General features: G+C 35.6%; 16 protein-coding genes, 1 other RNA gene and 1 pseudogene. 8 read left to right on the forward strand and 10 right to left on the reverse strand.

Features of this window, described 5'->3' with window-relative positions; translation table 11 throughout:
- Nucleotides 1-14 precede the first annotated feature (14 nt).
- From LBYS11_RS18670 to LBYS11_RS18680, 3 genes are all read right to left on the reverse strand, one after another.
- Nucleotides 15-518: a MerR family transcriptional regulator gene (locus LBYS11_RS18670; RefSeq protein WP_103118772.1), complete on the reverse strand. Its 504-nt coding sequence runs from the start codon at nucleotides 516-518 to the stop codon at nucleotides 15-17.
- Nucleotides 519-626: 108 nt separating this feature from the next.
- The gene (locus LBYS11_RS18675; protein ID WP_103118773.1) at nucleotides 627-926 is read right to left on the reverse strand and encodes a hypothetical protein; all 300 of its coding nucleotides are present in this window, start codon (nucleotides 924-926) and stop codon (nucleotides 627-629) included.
- A complete protein-coding gene (locus LBYS11_RS18680; protein WP_233732173.1) occupies nucleotides 910-1,221 on the reverse strand; it encodes a hypothetical protein in 312 nt (103 codons plus the stop codon). The genes LBYS11_RS18675 and LBYS11_RS18680 overlap by 17 nt, the downstream gene beginning before the upstream one ends.
- Before the next feature lie 128 nt (nucleotides 1,222-1,349).
- Between LBYS11_RS18680 and LBYS11_RS18685 the strand changes: the two genes are divergently transcribed.
- A complete protein-coding gene (locus LBYS11_RS18685; protein ID WP_233732179.1) occupies nucleotides 1,350-1,694 on the forward strand; it encodes a helix-turn-helix domain-containing protein in 345 nt (114 codons plus the stop codon).
- Between the two features lie 81 nt (nucleotides 1,695-1,775).
- On the opposite strand, the pseudogene LBYS11_RS18690 reads toward LBYS11_RS18685, so the two are convergent.
- A pseudogene (locus LBYS11_RS18690) lies at nucleotides 1,776-2,112 on the reverse strand (nucleotide pyrophosphohydrolase).
- A 1-nt stretch (nucleotide 2,113) separates the two neighbouring features.
- The gene (locus LBYS11_RS18695) at nucleotides 2,114-3,751 is read right to left on the reverse strand and encodes a DUF2075 domain-containing protein (protein ID WP_103118775.1); all 1,638 of its coding nucleotides are present in this window, start codon (nucleotides 3,749-3,751) and stop codon (nucleotides 2,114-2,116) included.
- 475 nt (nucleotides 3,752-4,226) lie between these two features.
- Between LBYS11_RS18695 and LBYS11_RS23155 the strand changes: the two genes are divergently transcribed.
- From LBYS11_RS23155 to LBYS11_RS18710, 4 genes are all read left to right on the forward strand, one after another.
- Nucleotides 4,227-4,385 (forward strand): hypothetical protein, encoded by a 159-nt coding sequence (locus LBYS11_RS23155; RefSeq protein WP_158651972.1) that lies wholly within the window; start codon nucleotides 4,227-4,229, stop codon nucleotides 4,383-4,385.
- A 505-nt stretch (nucleotides 4,386-4,890) separates the two neighbouring features.
- On the forward strand, nucleotides 4,891-5,139 hold the full coding sequence (locus LBYS11_RS18700; RefSeq protein WP_101966571.1) for a helix-turn-helix domain-containing protein: 249 nt from the start codon (nucleotides 4,891-4,893) through the stop codon (nucleotides 5,137-5,139).
- Between the two features lie 17 nt (nucleotides 5,140-5,156).
- On the forward strand, nucleotides 5,157-6,275 hold the full coding sequence (locus tag LBYS11_RS18705) for a tyrosine-type recombinase/integrase (RefSeq protein ID WP_103118776.1): 1,119 nt from the start codon (nucleotides 5,157-5,159) through the stop codon (nucleotides 6,273-6,275).
- 138 nt (nucleotides 6,276-6,413) lie between these two features.
- Nucleotides 6,414-7,574 (forward strand): site-specific integrase, encoded by a 1,161-nt coding sequence (locus LBYS11_RS18710; protein ID WP_233732181.1) that lies wholly within the window; start codon nucleotides 6,414-6,416, stop codon nucleotides 7,572-7,574.
- Between the two features lie 146 nt (nucleotides 7,575-7,720).
- Here the strand turns inward: LBYS11_RS18710 and ssrA are convergent.
- The 5 genes from ssrA to secG all read right to left on the reverse strand — a co-directional run bounded on the left by ssrA (nucleotide 7,721) and on the right by secG (nucleotide 12,631).
- Nucleotides 7,721-8,076: a transfer-messenger RNA gene (gene ssrA, locus LBYS11_RS18715) on the reverse strand.
- Nucleotides 8,077-8,420: 344 nt separating this feature from the next.
- A complete protein-coding gene (smpB, locus tag LBYS11_RS18720) occupies nucleotides 8,421-8,888 on the reverse strand; it encodes an SsrA-binding protein SmpB (RefSeq protein ID WP_103118777.1) in 468 nt (155 codons plus the stop codon).
- Nucleotides 8,889-8,960: 72 nt separating this feature from the next.
- Nucleotides 8,961-11,432 (reverse strand): ribonuclease R, encoded by a 2,472-nt coding sequence (gene rnr, locus LBYS11_RS18725; RefSeq protein WP_103118778.1) that lies wholly within the window; start codon nucleotides 11,430-11,432, stop codon nucleotides 8,961-8,963.
- A gap of 37 nt (nucleotides 11,433-11,469) precedes the next feature.
- Complete coding sequence (locus LBYS11_RS18730) at nucleotides 11,470-12,216, reverse strand: alpha/beta hydrolase (RefSeq protein WP_004228103.1); 747 nt, start codon at nucleotides 12,214-12,216, stop codon at nucleotides 11,470-11,472.
- 187 nt (nucleotides 12,217-12,403) lie between these two features.
- Complete coding sequence (gene secG, locus LBYS11_RS18735) at nucleotides 12,404-12,631, reverse strand: preprotein translocase subunit SecG (RefSeq protein ID WP_004228101.1); 228 nt, start codon at nucleotides 12,629-12,631, stop codon at nucleotides 12,404-12,406.
- A gap of 205 nt (nucleotides 12,632-12,836) precedes the next feature.
- Between secG and LBYS11_RS18740 the strand changes: the two genes are divergently transcribed.
- From LBYS11_RS18740 to LBYS11_RS18750, 3 genes are all read left to right on the forward strand, one after another.
- Nucleotides 12,837-14,084, forward strand: a complete 1,248-nt coding sequence (locus LBYS11_RS18740) for a transglutaminase domain-containing protein (protein ID WP_066037099.1) — start codon at nucleotides 12,837-12,839, stop codon at nucleotides 14,082-14,084.
- A gap of 148 nt (nucleotides 14,085-14,232) precedes the next feature.
- Nucleotides 14,233-15,879 carry an alkaline phosphatase gene (locus tag LBYS11_RS18745; protein WP_066037098.1) on the forward strand — a complete coding sequence of 549 codons (1,647 nt, stop codon included), beginning with the start codon at nucleotides 14,233-14,235 and terminating at the stop codon, nucleotides 15,877-15,879.
- A 278-nt stretch (nucleotides 15,880-16,157) separates the two neighbouring features.
- Complete coding sequence (locus tag LBYS11_RS18750) at nucleotides 16,158-16,295, forward strand: teichoic acid D-Ala incorporation-associated protein DltX (protein WP_004228095.1); 138 nt, start codon at nucleotides 16,158-16,160, stop codon at nucleotides 16,293-16,295.
- Nucleotides 16,296-16,301: the final 6 nt, after the last annotated feature.

Below are 16,301 nucleotides of genomic sequence, written 5' to 3' on the forward strand. Positions count from 1 at the left end.
TATTACTTTTTCTATTATCCTGATTTTTTATTTAATACTTGGACTTTTTCATTGGTTTGCATATTCCCTTTCTCAAACTTAAAAAGGAAACCAATATTTTGATCCAGTCTTTTTATCGCATTCTTTATTAATTTAATTTCTTTTTGATAACTATCAACGTTTTCATATAACAATAGCTTAACATTATTCAAATTTTTACCTTGCCTCTTTAAAAACTGCTGCACTAAATACAATTTATAAATACTTATATAATTAAACTTATAATTTCTCCCCTCTCTTACATTCTTAAGATACTCAAATTTACAAAGGTTTGTAACATAATAGCGGAAACTACTAACGTTCATATTAAGCATTGTAGAGACTTCTAAAGAAGTATAAAGCCTTTTAGCATTTAAAGTTTTAATAAACTCAGGAAAAAGCACCTCTTCCTTATAACCATACTTTGTTAGCACATTATAGATTTTATCTTCTAAAAATATTGATTTAAATTTCTCAATTTCTATGTTGTCATTATTCAATTACGTCACCTCTTGTATACAAGGATTTCCAAATTGAATTTATAAGTTACAAAAAAGCAGTTTTTTAGAAGATTTTACTTACCAAAAAAACTGCACCTTAAATGCCATTTAAAAAGTTATATTTGTTATAGTCCCTTTTCCACGAATATATATTTCACTATTCTTAGCTTCTTTAATTGCTTTATTTACTATTGATACATATTGTGGAGTAGGTACACCCTCATATTCTAACTTTATCCCCACGTAAGGAACACGATAGCCTCTTGCTTCCACTAATGTCCTTAGTTCTTTTAACAATTCAGATGTAATATCTTCATGTGCTAAATTTCGTGTAGCTTCTTCATCCTCTAAACTCTCTACAATTTTGTATACATCCATCGTGAGTTGACCTTTAAAAAGTGCTTTCATCGTTTATCGATCCCCCTGGTATTTTTTCTCTGAGTACAATCCCATCTAAAAAGCCTTGCTTGTATATATCTTGAAATAATAAGTGCTGATAATTAAGAATTGATATTTGTATCGACTCAGAAATCTCTTTAACTTCTTTTTCACTTATGCCTGAAAGAGCTTTGGATAATTTCTGTTTAACATCTTTAACCATTTTATTTTGATGATTCCTAAAAACCTTGTTATGATAAAGCACATCAATCCTTTCATCTATAAATAAAATAAGTGCCGATTCAAAGTTTCCGATAGCGTTCAACCCCATTTCTTACCCATTATGTATATTTACATTTTAAGTATAATTTATTTTCTATTGATTGTAAAATACAATAACTGTACGATTAATTAAACGATAAAAGTGGAGTTGAAATAATATTTATGAATAACTTGCAAATAGGACAGTTAATACGTTCGTTACGCAAAGAAAATAATTTAAGTATGAGTGATCTTGCTCAAAAATTAGATATTTCTCAAGCATCTATTTCACGAATAGAAAGCGGTATTCAGGAAGCTAATTATGCACTGTTAAGTGAAATTTGCGAACAATTTGGACTAACGCTTAGCTCATTCTTTTTATTACTGGAAAACAAAGTTGATACAACTATTAAAATTCCACAAGATAAATCTCTACAAAGTGAAAATATAGATGACGAATTATTTAATATCATTAAAAATTTATCAGAGGAACAAAAAAAGGGATTATATGTACTGTTACTTCCCTATATCAGATAATTTACCATAAGAAAAACCTTAGTTTCTCGTATTCAAACGAAAACTAAGGTTTTTAGATTGCCTTTTAAATGTTTTATAAATTTATATCTCATTGTATTTAGTATTTTTCCAGCAAACTTTTCAATTGGGTATTTTTCATTATTTTTTGAAGTTTATTATTTATTATTTTTACTAAGTCCAAATCCGTTTCATTCGCAAACAATATCGCATAAATCAAAACATCCGCTAGCTCCTCCTTCATCTTATCTAAATTCTTTTCAACTGCTTCCTCACTCGTTTTCCATTGAAATAGCTCTAATAATTCACTTGCTTCTAATGTTAAGGAGAGTGCTAGATCCTTAGGATTATGAAATTGCTGCCATTTACGTTGGTCTCGGAATTGCAAAATACTTTCACGTAGTTGTTCTAACTCACTCATACTATTCACCTGCTTTTTGATATTCTAGAAGTTTATTGCGCAACGCTTCATCACTTGAATAGATATACAGTCCTTTAATTCCACGCTTCATCAAGATATTGATTGAGTTTAGGACGATCTTTTCCTTTGCCTCATTTACATTTTCAATTCCGTCCATACCTGTATATGCACCTTTATCCATATACTTACTCGTATCAATGATGATTTCATCTTTAGTAGCGTCATATTGAACAGATGGCCCAAGCACAACACCAACATAATTTAAATCAAAGCCCTGTATTGTATAAATTGATCCAGCCTCGTGAACGGTTTCTGCTTTTTCTGCCCATGTATATTTCGTACTTGTTGTATTCCATGGCAGTTGGTATTCACCATTTGATTCTTTCACGTAGTAGGTCCCACCATCTTTTTTATGTATGTAATCAAACGTTGATACAACACGACTTAAACCGTGCTGAGTATTTTGGGATTTAATTTCATCATGCATGTCCTTCAAAGATTCAAATACTTTAAATTCATAGTTTTTATCTTTAGGAAGCGGCAATAATTTTTTTCGCTTGAATTCGTTTATCCAATTGATTACGTCATCATTTGCTTGAATGCGGAATTGATTTGTTAACTGATATTCTTCGTGAAAAGTACTTAATTTCTTAAGCCCTTCTAGTGTTGCTGCTCCCCATAGACTCTTCAGTTTTAATACTTGATCTTGATCATAAATAATGACAACTACCTTTGCTAGCTTCAAAAACTCCTCTAAATGATTATTGCCGTGGAATCCATTATAAGTATCTGGCTTTGTTAGCAATAAATGTGCTTCATCTACGAAAATGATATCAGCCTTTTTTCCCTCTTTTTGCAACATATTAATCAGAGATGTAGGTTTTGCAAAGTTTTTCCCTTTTAAATGTTTCACTTGTTTTGCTATGTTTTTATATGTTTTAAACATTTCCTCATGGTTCACAGCTAAATAATTTTCTGTACGATATAAATTTGAAGATGCTTCTTCTACTCTTTCTTGAATCGTATTGAAAATAGAACTTAACACAACACTTTTTCCAACGCCCGCTTCACCTTCAATGATTAATAGACTTCCATATTCGCTTGTGTTTTGAGTAACCCGTTTCTCACAAAACTCGAGTACTTTATCTTTTAATTCAAGTTGTTCTAAGGATAAATCTTTGAAAGGAGATAATTTAAAAATATCTTTGTTTTCAATTACATGTAACTCATTGTCAACAAGCTTTTGTTCATATAGTTTTTGCCAAAGTTCTTTAAATAGTTGTTGATCGTAATAAGTTTTATTGTAGTAGTTATGAGTAAAATCGTTAGCCGTCTTACTTTTATTTTGAAGCGTATATTTTTCATCACCAAGGAAATAGTTAATCAGTTTTGTCTCTAGATGAAAGGTTGCTGATCGATTAAAGTGTTCGTGCTTAATCAAATTTACTTGTTGAATATTTTTACGTGCTTTTAAATGAGCTTTCATACGATTTTTAAAATAAACCGTTTCACCAATATAAGCTTCTTTATTGCCATTCAAAACATAAATAACTGGATAATTTAAATACTGCTCTTTATTGTTGATTTGATTGATGCTTTCTTGTATAAAAGGCCATGATAGTATTTCGATAGCTGTCATTTCTTTTCTCCTTATCACAATACTACGTATATATAATTTAACTAGTCATAATTTATGTTACTATTTTATCATAATTATCCCTTTTTACTTGTAATAGACTACTGAACAAATGGAAGCTAATATTTTCGAACCAATTACTACTAGGGGTTAACTTAGCATATCTTACAGGTACATAAACACCCTATCCTCCATCTGCTGCTTTAAATCTTTCAGCTATTACCTTAAGTTACTAGAACCCTCTTTAATGGTGTTGAAATGTTTAATAATACTGCAGATCGCAATGGTGAGGATACATCACCTATCACACTATTTTGTAAAACCTACAAAAACTATTTGATGGAGAAAAGTTAATTTTCGTGTTTTACGATTTGTTAATAAAAAAATACTTTGGAATTTGATGGATAAACCATTTGCTGTTTATCTCCTATAAAAAAAGATATAATACTAGTAAAGAAAGGCAAACGGAGGGATTTTTATGACAAGATTTTTAAAATCGTTAGAAGCCTGTATGAAAGAACCAGAGCTTAATCTGAATTTTTCAAAGACCGTTCAACCTAACAAAAAACTAATTAAGAAAAATGAAGCTGCCTACAATCAGGCAAAAGAAAATTTTTATTTGGCACAAGACAAATAAAATAAACATTCCTTACCAATTCTAAATAGGTAAGGAGTTTTTATATTAAGAAATAACAGGAAATAATCGAAATCTTCACACAAGAGCCATCTTGTTAGTGCTGTAAAATTTCACTATCAATTCATCTTAATTTATTAGAAAAACCTTAGTTTCTGTATTAAACAGAAAACTAAGGTTTTTGTATTTCAGCTATTAAATACTTCATCTATTTACAAAATTAGAACTACTTATTTTTCATCACAGAGATGTGCTGTTCCATTTTTAAAATTAAAATGAAAATGCAATTCATAAATATGACCCCCTAATTCAAACTTTTTGCGCAATAGGAGGTCATTTGATAAGTATTCAGTTCTGTTAAAACTAGGTTTTGTAAATCTTAGCATACTGTCTTTAATTTTTCAACTTCTATCAAAAGAAATAAAAGAAGAAATAAATAAAAATTACTCTTAAAAAAATAAAATCTGGCGGGTATATTGTTTAGACAAAAAGCAAAGGAGCCAACAAAATGACAGAACCAGAATTTAAACAATATCTAGAAGAGTTGAAAAATGAAATTATTACAGCTATTACTAAGCAAATATCCAAACCTGAGAAACAGTTACTAACTATTAGAGAAGCGGCTGAATATTTAGGAGTTTCGTATAACACCTTTCAAAAATTTAAATGTGAAGGGCTAAAAGTATTTGAAATCGATGGTACTAAACGAATCTATAAACACGAATTAGATAAATTTATAGAAAAAAATAGCTACTAGCAAACGGAGGAGTTATTATGGCAAAAATAAAAGCAATTAAATCATATAAGTTAGTATCAGGGGAAACAAGATATAAATTCAAGATTTATCTAGGAACCACTTCTACCGGTAAACGAATTGAAACTACTCGACGTGGTTTTAAAACAATAACAGCTGCAACAAATGAATATTTACGACTTAAAATAAAATTTAAAGAAGGCTATCGCCCTGAAAAAAAGACATTTAGTGATATTTATAATGAATGGTTATCAATTTATCGAAAATCCGTTAAACCTTCGACATATCATAAAACAAAACAACTTTTTCATGATCATATCCTGCCTTGCTTAGGTCACATTAAAATTCAATCTATTACTTACAAACATTGCGAAAATGCAGCATACATTTGGTATGATCAATTAAAAAAACACAAAACAGTCGAACATTATGCAGCCAAAGTATTTGATTATGCGATGAAATTAGATGTTATTGAACGAAATCCCATGAAGGCAGTTACGACACCCATTAAAAAGCAAAAAGAATCCACCAAAGACTACTATAGCCGTGAAGAACTAATAGAGTTTTTAGAAGCTACTAAAAATGAAGATATAAAAAAATATGCATATTTACGGTTACTATGCTATACAGGTATTAGGCGTGGAGAAGGTTTTGCCTTACAATGGAGTGACATCAATTTTGATAAAAAGGAAATTACAATAAACAAAGCTGTTACCTATGATGAAAATGGGAAACTAGTAATTTCTTCCACTAAAACATCTGATCATAGACTATTAAAGATTGATGATCGCACACTTGAAATTTTAAATGAGTGGAAAACAATTCAATCCATTTTGCATTATAATTTAAGTAGCTATAGCCTTGTATTTTCTGATAAGAAAAATAATATTACTTATCCATCTAAGGCTTGGGACTGGTGCAATAATATCCAAGAAAAATATAAACTCAAAAAGATTTCTCCCCATGATTTAAGACGTACACATGCAACAATGTACTATATAAGTGGTGCAACACCATATGAAATAAAGAAAAGGTTAGGTCATAGCTTTAAAGATATTACTTCAGATGTTTATATTATCGAAACGGATGAAATCAAGACTAATGCATTTAAAAATTTTATTCAATATATGAACTATTAGAACAAGTTTTTTAGCTTGTTCTTTTATTTTTCTACAAACTCTAATTTGTCTTTAAACGCTATAAATAATATGATAAATATGTAAGGTACTACTCTCCTTACACTCTGTCTCCGTAAGCAGAACAGAGGAGGAATTACTTTGGCGAATCCCCAAATCAAAGAGTACACATTAAAAGATGGCGAAAAGCGTTTTATGTTTAAGTTTTACCTTGGTACAGATTCATTAACTGGAAAGCCTTTAACTACTACTCGACGAGGTTTTAAATCACGTAAAGAAGCTCAAGATGCTATGAATCAGTTACAGCTCGAGGTATACAGTGGCACATATAAAAAACAACAATATGAAACGTATCAAGATATTTATAACATGTGGGTTGAGCAGTACGAAAACAGCGTTGAAGAAAGTACATTTGTAAAAACTATTGGTATCTTTAAAAATCACATTTTACCTGCTATGGGTACTTATAAAGTTGACAAGATTGATATTGCAACTTGCCAAAAGCATGTAAATCAGTGGGCTAAAAAGCTAAAGCGGTTTCGCATGGTTAAGTCCTATGCTGCAAAAGTTCTCGATTATGCGATTAAACATGGCTACATTGATAAAAATCCTTTTACATTGGTTGAGATGCCTAAGAAGCGAAAGCAAATCGTTTTAGATGAGGCAGAATTTGAAAACTTTTACGAACGAGAACAATTAATAAAACTACTTCAAAGCTTTGAACAGCAAGATAATCTAATGGTTTATACAATATTTCATGTATTGAGCTATTCAGGTATGCGTAAAGGCGAGTTATTAGCACTGATGTGGAATGATATCAACTTTGAAAGAAGTGAAATTCGTATTAACAAAGCGATTTCACGCGGCAAGGATTGTCAATTGTACCTGAAGACAACTAAAAATGGTGTAGTGCGAACAATTAAAATGGATGAAACGTCAATGTCTTTACTATTAAAATGGAAGTTCCAGCAAAGTAAGATTTATTTAGAAAAGGGCATTAATACATCTAATAAAAAACAACTCGTATTTAGCAATAAACATAACCGCTTCATCCAACCTGTTCAAACGCAAAAGTGGCTTCATAAAGTAATTGATAAATACAAGCTTCAGCCTATTACTACACATGGTTTACGCCATACCCATTGCTCACTATTATTTGAAGCGGGTGCAAGTATTAAAGAAGTACAGGAAAGGCTAGGACATACAGATGTTAAAACGACAATGGACATTTATACGCATGTAACCAAGAAAACCAAAGCTAGCACAATTGAAAAGTTTGATGCATACATCAATGCACGCTAATTCTTTGACCCAATTTTGACCTAGTTTGACCCCAAAAATGACCCAAAACCGTTTGATATCAGTTGAAAGTTTTTGAAATAAAAAAAGCGCCAAACCCTTGATATATCAAGGAATTTGACACTTTTTGAAACTATATTGTTTCCAATGTATGGAGACGGCGGGAGTCGAACCCGCGTCCAGAAACTCCAATACTTCAGCTTCTACGCGTGTAGTTTGCCTATTTACGATTCACGTAACATTATGCCGACAAACAGGCGTCCTGTACGCTAACCTGGAAATCTCTTGCCGATGACTCAGGTGGCACCATCGACCGTATCCCACTAAAGTTGGGCCCCACGTTCTCTACATGGGCGATAGAGAGGCAGAGCGCTTACGAGCTTACGCTGCGAAAGCTAAGTTTTGTTGTTTGCCAGTTATTATATAACTGTCGTTGATGACGGAGCCGAGCCCTCCGACGCGCGACCAAAGCTTGAACCATCCCTGTCGAATCCGTAACGTCCCCTTGAATATGAAGCGAAGCAGCTTGGCCTCGTTCAAATAAAGAGCTAGAATTGCTTCTAGTACGGTGGGAGCTTAAAAGTACGCTTCCATGAAATCTGGCAATCAGTAATACATATTATAAAACAAAATGAGAGAGAGTTCAAGTGTACCGCTTTAATAGAAAAAATTGGCTTAGCTATAAATACTATCCGCCAGATTTGGTCTGCTATCCATCACTTTTGCAATGCTATCCACCACTTTTCAACCTCTATCCGTCAATTTCTCCATTCTATCCGCCACACTCGCTGGCGTCACCCAACAATGAAAAAACTCACCGCTATTCGCAGTGAGCTTTCTCCAAATCTATTAAAATTGATTTTTTGCCTTGAAGACACGCTCCATCTCGCGTTTGGCTTCTTTTTTGCGCATGTCGTTGCGCTTATCGTAATCTTTTTTCCCTTTACCGATGCCAATTAGGAGTTTGGCGTAGCCATCCTTGATGTACATTTTCAGTGGAACGATTGTGTAGCCGTCACGTTTTACGGCACCGACTAGCTCGCCGATTTGCTTTTTGTGGAGCAACAGCTTGCGGGTGCGTAGTGGATCGTGATTGAAGCGGTTGCCTTGTTCAAAGGCGCTAACGTGCATATTGTTGATCCATGCTTCGCCATTGCGGACGCGGACAAAGGAGTCTTTCAGTTGGACTTTGCCTGCACGGATGGATTTGATTTCTGTACCTGTTAGGACCATGCCTGCTTCGATTGTTTCTTCGATGAAGTAGTCGTGGCCAGCTTTTTTGTTTTGTGCTAATACTTTACCAGAACCTTTTGCCATATCTTTTCACCCTCTACTTAAAAGGTTGAGCTTAAGCGAAAGCACCCTTCCAATGGATACTTTCGCTTAGGCTTATTTACGTTTTGTTTTTTTCTTTTTGCCTTTTTTGGCAATGCCCTCATAGAACTTTTGCTTTTGTTTCACGCGTTTTTTAGGACCTGGGCTTGAGTCATCTTTGCGGCGTCCACGTGGATCACGGTCGCTTTCGCGTCGTTCACCTTGCTTTGATGAGCTACGAGTTCCACGGTCATCCTCTTGACGACCGCCTCTACGATTGCCACTACGTCCGCCTTTTTCCTCATCACTGCGTGTGCTTCGGCGACTGCGTCCACCTTTGTTATCGCTGTAATTTTTACGTGCATGGATAACAGTTGGTGCTGCTTTGCGTGTTCGTCCATATGAAGTTACCATTCCAACGATTTCAAAGTCAATGGATGACTCCTCAATAATGACATTTGCCACACGAACTGTCACTTCATCACCAATACGGAATTGGCGATTCGTTCGTTCACCGATCATAATCATTTGACGATCATCGAAGCGGTAGTAATCATCTGTCATATTGCTAATATGGACAAGTCCTTCGATGGTGTTTGGTAGCTCCACGAAAATTCCGAAGTTTGTAATGGATGAAACAATTCCTTCGAATTCTTCGCCAATTTTGTCGGACATATATTGTGCTTTTTTCAGTGCGTCTGTATCACGTTCTGCATCAACAGCACGACGTTCACGCTCAGATGTGTGGTCAGCAATTTCATCCATTGCCATACTCCACTGTGCAATGGTTTCTCTCGATGTATCCTTGTTAATTAAATACGTACGAATTAAACGGTGTACAACTAAGTCAGGATAACGACGAATTGGTGATGTGAAGTGTGTATAGAAATCCGTTGATAAGCCAAAGTGTCCAAGACTTTCAGGGTAGTACTTCGCCTGTTGCATTGAACGTAGGAGCATCGTTGAGATAACAGGCTCCTCTGGCATACCTTCAATTGCCTTCAAAACATCCTGTAATGCCTTAGGATGAACGGTATTACCAGTACCTTTAATTAAAATCCCGAAATTCGTGACAAATTCAAAGAAGCGTTGAAGCTTTTCAGGCTTTGGATCTTCGTGAATACGGTATAGAAACGGTACATTCATCCAGTGGAAGTGCTCTGCCACTGTTTCATTGGCAGCTAGCATGAAATCTTCAATTAATTTCTCCGCTACTGTTCGTTCACGTAATTCAATATCAACGGGCCATCCTTCTTCGTTTACGATCACCTTGGATTCTTTGAAGTCAAAGTCAATAGCTCCTCGCATTTCGCGTTTACGGCGTAAAATACCAGATAGCTCAGCCATGTTTTTAAACATTGGAACAAGTGGCTCATAGCGTTCAATTAATGCCTCATCCTGCTCCTCTAAAATCTTGTAAACGTCCTTATACGTCATACGCTCAGTCGTTTTAATGACACTTTGGAAAATTTCGTGTGCAACCACATTACCATTCGCATCAATAATCATTTCACAGGATAGTGTTAAACGGTCAACCTGTGGATTTAATGAACAAATGCCGTTTGATAAACGATGTGGAATCATTGGAATGACACGGTCTGTTAAATAAACACTTGTCGCACGATCGTAAGCTTCAATGTCAATGACTGAGCCTTGCGTTACATAATAACTTACGTCTGCAATATGTACGCCAAGCTTATACGTACCATCTACATTTTTTGTTACGGTTACAGCATCATCTAAATCCTTTGCATCTGCACCATCAATTGTCACAATTGTTTCATGACGTAAATCACGACGACCTACTAAATCGGCCTCGGTAATTTCATCGGGCACGCGCTGTGCAGCAGCAATGACTTCATCTGGGAATTCAGGTGGAATGTCATGCTTATATAAAATGGATAAAATGTCCACACCTGGATCATTTTTATGCCCTAAAATTTTTGTAATATAGCCTGTAGCGGATTTTAAATCCTCTGGCCATGTTGCTACCTCAACAACAACCTTATGTCCATCGACAGCTCCTAATGTATCTCCTTTGGCAATAAAGATATCCATTGGTAGCTTTTTATCGTCTAGGACAACAAAGCCGAAGCCACGGTTAGCCTGAAATGTGCCGACAAAGCTTGTTTGCCCACGCTCGACGACCTTTGTAACCGTACCCTCACGTCGATCACCAAATGATTCCTTTAAAACACGAATCAGAACGATGTCTCCGTTAATGGCACCGTTAATTTCATGCGGCGGAATGAACACATCATCCATGCCCTCGACATCAGGTGTCACGAAGCCAAAGCCCTTCGCATGTCCGATAAATTTACCTCTTAGCAAATTCATACGCTCTGGTAGGCCATAGCGATTGGAGCGAGAGCGTACAACTAAGCCTTGCCCTTCCATGCGGACAAGTGTTTTCACAAGCTCCTTGAACTCCTCCGCATCCTCAAAGCCGAATTCATCCTCGATTTCACCGACGGTTAGTGGTTTATAATCATCTTTGCTGAAAAAATCGAGTAAACGACTTTGTAGTGTATCTTTTTGATCTTTCATACATATTCCCTCCTTCATGAGAAAATCCTATTTATAATTATTGTGCCCAATTTAGGCTTTCTAAAAAGCGATAAATGTCCTCATGTAATTGATCTTTTTCTTGATCTAATGTAATAACATGTTTTGAGTTTTCATACCACTTGATGTGCTTTTCAAGTGACTCAGTTTGATTATATATAATGTTGGCAGATTCTGTCTCTATTACTTCATCATTTGTAGCTTGTACGACGAAAATAGGCGCGTAAATCATGTCAATTTCTTGACGAGTGCGAGCTATAAATTCTCGTAGCTGCTGTAGAGATGGCATGCCTTTGTCAGCAATGCTTGCAACTTCAGCTTCAATTTGCTCTTCCTGTTTCCCTTGGAACTTTTTATAGTCCCTTGCATATTTCAAGACACCCTCAAACATAACGTCGGTTGTACGCATTGTCATAGGGGCACACATTGTCACAATTCCTTTAACAGGATTATTTAATGCAACGTTTAATGCCATAACACCGCCTAATGAAAGGCCAGCAACAGCTATTTCCTGATAGCCAGCATCCTGTAACTGTTTGTAGGCGGCAATAACATCCTGCCACCAGTCTGCTGGACCTGTTGTGATTAGTTCTTCTGGTTCCACACCGTGACCTTTATAGTGAGGTGCTAATGTAGTATACCCTTTTTTCTCTAAAAATCTACCAAGCATTCGTACGTCTGCAGAGCTTCCTGTGAAGCCGTGTAATAATAAAACAGCACGTGGTCCTGCCTGAAAGAAAAATGGCTGTGATAATGATTTGTTCACTGTAAGCACTCCTTCATTCTAAAACACTTATACATACTATACCCATTCTCGTCATCCAATGATGCCCAGCGGATGACATTGGTTATTGCATTACCATTCATTTTTTACTCCAGAGAGAGAATTTACCATTTAACAATGATAAAAGAAAACGCCCAACCAATTCGGTTAGGCGATATATCTTCAACTATTAGATTTTTGTAATAGCGATTGCTAATAAAAAGAACACTATAGCTAACACAATTGTTGCACGGTGAAGGATTAAATCCATACCACGTGCTTTTTGCTTTCCAAATAGTTGCTCAGCTCCACCCGAGATGGCACCTGATAAGCCTGCACTTTTACTAGATTGAAGTAATACCACAACGATTAACGCTAATGATACGATAACTAATGAAACTAATACTACTGTATGCATTTACTGCACCTCCCGAACTTTGAAACATCACAACAGACTACATTATAACAAAAAAAGGTTACGATGACAAACTTCGCTTTATGTTTTGCTGGAAATTTTCCGCCTCATGCTTCCATCCTTGTCGACTTATGCTACTATTTGTGGATGTCACTCCCTATAAATTAAACTATAATGGCAAAAATGAATTTTTTTGGAGGGTGGGAAAATGAATAAAAAAATAGCAGCGCTGCTTGTGCTATGCTGCATGATTCCGTTTCTTACTGCATGCTCAAAGGCCATTGACCTACTTCTTGAGGAAGAGGATGTAACAACTACGACCTTAGCAGAAGAAACAGAGAATGATATGAAGAAGCCAGAAAGTAAAGCGTTATCTGCCTCTTTTTCACCTAATGATCTTTTTTCAACCTCATTATTTAAGGATGATCCTGCCTTACTACAATTCACTAAAAAAGTCGAAAAACAAGTAGCAAAGTTTGAACAGCACTTTGAAGTCCCTTATACCGGGAAGCTAAACTTCGAAGATTTTGAGGTGCAGCTGAATGACTTAAATAGCCTGCTTTCTTTCGTTGATCCCTATACAGCTGGTTATTTTCTTACTTATGAATGGACGGCTTGGGAAACCGAGGATGGCTATTTGGTAGAGTTGTCGATTGATTACTTAACAGATGCCAAAAAGGAGCAAAAGGTCGATCAATATGTAGAGGCTTTTGCTGAACAGTATATTACGACAGATATGACAGATTTTGAACGTGCTAAAATCATTAATGATACGGTCGTACAATTAGCCACTTATACAGAACAAGGCTCTACTGAGGGACAAACGGCTTTTGAGCTGATAGACGAGGAAACTGCGGTATGTCAAGCCTATGCTCTACTAGCTTATCGCCTACTATTAGCATCGGATGTAGAAGCTAAATACGTATATGGCTATAGTGAGGATCAGCTGCATGCTTGGAATTTAGTCAGTATCGATGGCAATTGGTATCATCTTGATACAACGTGGAATGACGTGGATTCAGCGGAGCCTTATGCGATTTCCTATGAATACTTTTTAGTCAGTGATGAAAAACTAAGCCAAGATCATTTATGGGTAAAAGAAAATTATTTTACTGCTACAAATAACAATTATGATTTTATGCATGATATGTGGTATGCCAATACTGTGGATGATGTGATTTATTATAATAGTATCAATGATAATATGGTCTATTCCTATAATTTAGAAACAAATGAAAACAATCAAATTACAGAAACGGCATGCTATTATTTAGCTACTTATGATGATTTCATTTATTGCAGTGACTATGACAATGCCGGTTATTTAACAAAAATTAATGTCCAGGACGGCTCCGAAGAAGTCTTATTTGAAGATGAAGTCCTCAACTTGTACATTGAAGAAGACATTTTATATTATGAAACAATTGATGGCGCACAACATCAGGAAAATTTGTAATGCCCCAAAAGAATCTGTGTGATTTTTACACAGATTCTTTCCTTCCCCAATATTTACATAATTACCATATTCCATTAACAAACCTTTAACGCTAGCTTTACACCATTCCTTTACACTTACAATTGAATTCACCTAAAGGAGGAAAATCATGAAATACGCAAAAAAATGGACTTCATTGTTCTTAGCAAGTGCAGTGACTTTATCCGCAGTTAGTATCCCACAGCAAGAGGTACATGCAGCCGAAGTAAAGAAACCGACGAATGTCATTATGCTTGTGATGGATGGTAGCAGTAATAATGCTGTCACCCTTTCCCGCTGGTATAAAGGTGAAAGCCTAGCAATGGATGAAATTTTATCGGGTGCTATGCGCACATATTCTGCTGAATCTGCCATTACCGATTCCGCTCCTGCTGCGACAGCATTAGCAACTGGGCATAAATCGAACGATAAATATATAGGTGTGCTGCCCTCTGTGATCAACTCCCCTGGATTAACGCAAATCGCTAAGGAAGATGCCTTCCGACCTGTAGCCAATGTGCTAGAAGGAGCTAAGCAGCAAGGTAAGGCCACTGGATTAATTTCTACTTCCGAAATTCAACATGCTACACCAGCTGGTTTTTCTGCCCATGTCAACAATAGAAGTCAATATGGTGATATAGCAGAGCAGCAGGTTTACCAAAATATTGATGTTGTCTTAGGTGGTGGACTGGAATCACTCTCACCAGGCACATCGAAAAACGCTCGTCAAGATGGCGAGGATTTAATCAAAGTTTTGAATGAAAAAAATTATGATCTCGTTAAAACGCGCGATGAGCTATTTAACAGTCAATCCTCAAAAATTTGGGGAAGCTTTGCGCCAAGTGCACTTGCTTATGATTTAGATCGTGCTAAAACAAGAGCATCTGAGCCTACACTTGCTGAAATGACAAATAAAGCAATCAATACGCTGAAAAAGGATGAGGATGGCTTCTTCCTCTTTGTAGAAGGTAGTAAGGTTGACTGGGCTGCACATGCCAACGATACTATTGGTATTATTAGCGATATTTTATCGTTTGATGATGCAGTGAAAGAAGCGGTTGATTTTGCGAAGGAAGATGGTAATACTTTAGTCATCGCAGTAACTGATCATGGAAATAGTGGCATTACGATGGGGAACGCTAACACTACTAGTACCTATTCCAGCATTCCAGTCTCTGCGTACATCGACCCGTTAAAAAAAGCTACAATGACCATTGAAGGAGCTTTAAGCCAACTAAAAGAAGATCGCTCGAATTTAGTTGAGGTCGCTGCTCTTTATGGCTTAGATTCATTAACGGAGGACGAGCTTAAAACATTACAGTCTGCTAAAGACTTAGGCAATGAAATGGTAAAAATGCTAGCCAATCGTGCAAACATTGGTTATACAACAGGTGGCCATACGGGTGAAGATGTATTCTTATATTCATTTGGTCCTTCTAAATTGACAGGATTAGTAGAAAACACTGATTTAGCCCATACAATGGCACGCTTTATGGGCTTTGACTTAAACACATTAACAAATGATTTATATGTGCCTGCAACGAAGGCATTTACGGAAAAAGGATTTACAACAAAAATTGACTTATCGAATAAAGAAAACCCAACATTTATTGCACAAAAAGCAGATGTTACAGTGAAAATTCCAGTCAATAAAAACACGATGATCTATGAACAAACTTCAACAAACACGGCAAAGACTCATACATTTGATACAATCAATGTCTACAATGGCTCTGAATTTTATGTATCTAAAAAAGTTATTAATGAAGTGAAATAAAAATAATAGCGCGAACATAAGTTGAGATTATTCCCTTATGTTCGTGCTTTTTTTACATAACTAAACCAGCCAATAATTTGTAAACTCTACATATCCCCCCAAAACCTTAAATTTACCTTAAATTAATCTTATGATTTACTGAATTCATCTTAATTCAGCAACATTTTTCTCCACATTCCGTCAAATCAGTGTTAAAAACATAAGGTAAGGATTTTTAACTAGTAAATTACTATTTTTTGAAAGTTTAATCCTATACTTTTTTCATTGGAGGTGGACAAATGCAATCCATCAAAAATAATGAGTATCTACGCTTTATTGGCTTCACGTTGTTTTATTTGATTGTTTTGGTACTGTTGTTTCTTATACATGGCTTCCATGATATGAACGCTGGACCATTTATATATACGGAATTTTAAATAAAG

This window comes from Lysinibacillus sp. YS11 (assembly GCF_002896375.1).
In the GTDB taxonomy this organism is placed as follows: Bacteria; Bacillota; Bacilli; order Bacillales_A; family Planococcaceae; genus Lysinibacillus; species Lysinibacillus capsici.

What these genes read in the sequence shown, in the direction of transcription:
- LBYS11_RS18675 (WP_103118773.1), bottom strand. Translation starts at nt 926, where the DNA reads ATGAAAGCACTTTTTAAAGGTCAACTCACGATGGATGTATACAAAATT.
- LBYS11_RS18695 (WP_103118775.1), bottom strand. Translation starts at nt 3,751, where the DNA reads ATGACAGCTATCGAAATACTATCATGGCCTTTTATACAAGAAAGCATC.
- LBYS11_RS23155 (WP_158651972.1), top strand. Translation starts at nt 4,227, where the DNA reads ATGACAAGATTTTTAAAATCGTTAGAAGCCTGTATGAAAGAACCAGAG.
- LBYS11_RS18700 (WP_101966571.1), top strand. Translation starts at nt 4,891, where the DNA reads ATGACAGAACCAGAATTTAAACAATATCTAGAAGAGTTGAAAAATGAA.
- LBYS11_RS18705 (WP_103118776.1), top strand. Translation starts at nt 5,157, where the DNA reads ATGGCAAAAATAAAAGCAATTAAATCATATAAGTTAGTATCAGGGGAA.
- smpB (WP_103118777.1), bottom strand. Translation starts at nt 8,888, where the DNA reads ATGGCAAAAGGTTCTGGTAAAGTATTAGCACAAAACAAAAAAGCTGGC.
- rnr (WP_103118778.1), bottom strand. Translation starts at nt 11,432, where the DNA reads ATGAAAGATCAAAAAGATACACTACAAAGTCGTTTACTCGATTTTTTC.
- secG (WP_004228101.1), bottom strand. Translation starts at nt 12,631, where the DNA reads ATGCATACAGTAGTATTAGTTTCATTAGTTATCGTATCATTAGCGTTA.
- LBYS11_RS18740 (WP_066037099.1), top strand. Translation starts at nt 12,837, where the DNA reads ATGAATAAAAAAATAGCAGCGCTGCTTGTGCTATGCTGCATGATTCCG.
- LBYS11_RS18745 (WP_066037098.1), top strand. Translation starts at nt 14,233, where the DNA reads ATGAAATACGCAAAAAAATGGACTTCATTGTTCTTAGCAAGTGCAGTG.
- LBYS11_RS18750 (WP_004228095.1), top strand. Translation starts at nt 16,158, where the DNA reads ATGCAATCCATCAAAAATAATGAGTATCTACGCTTTATTGGCTTCACG.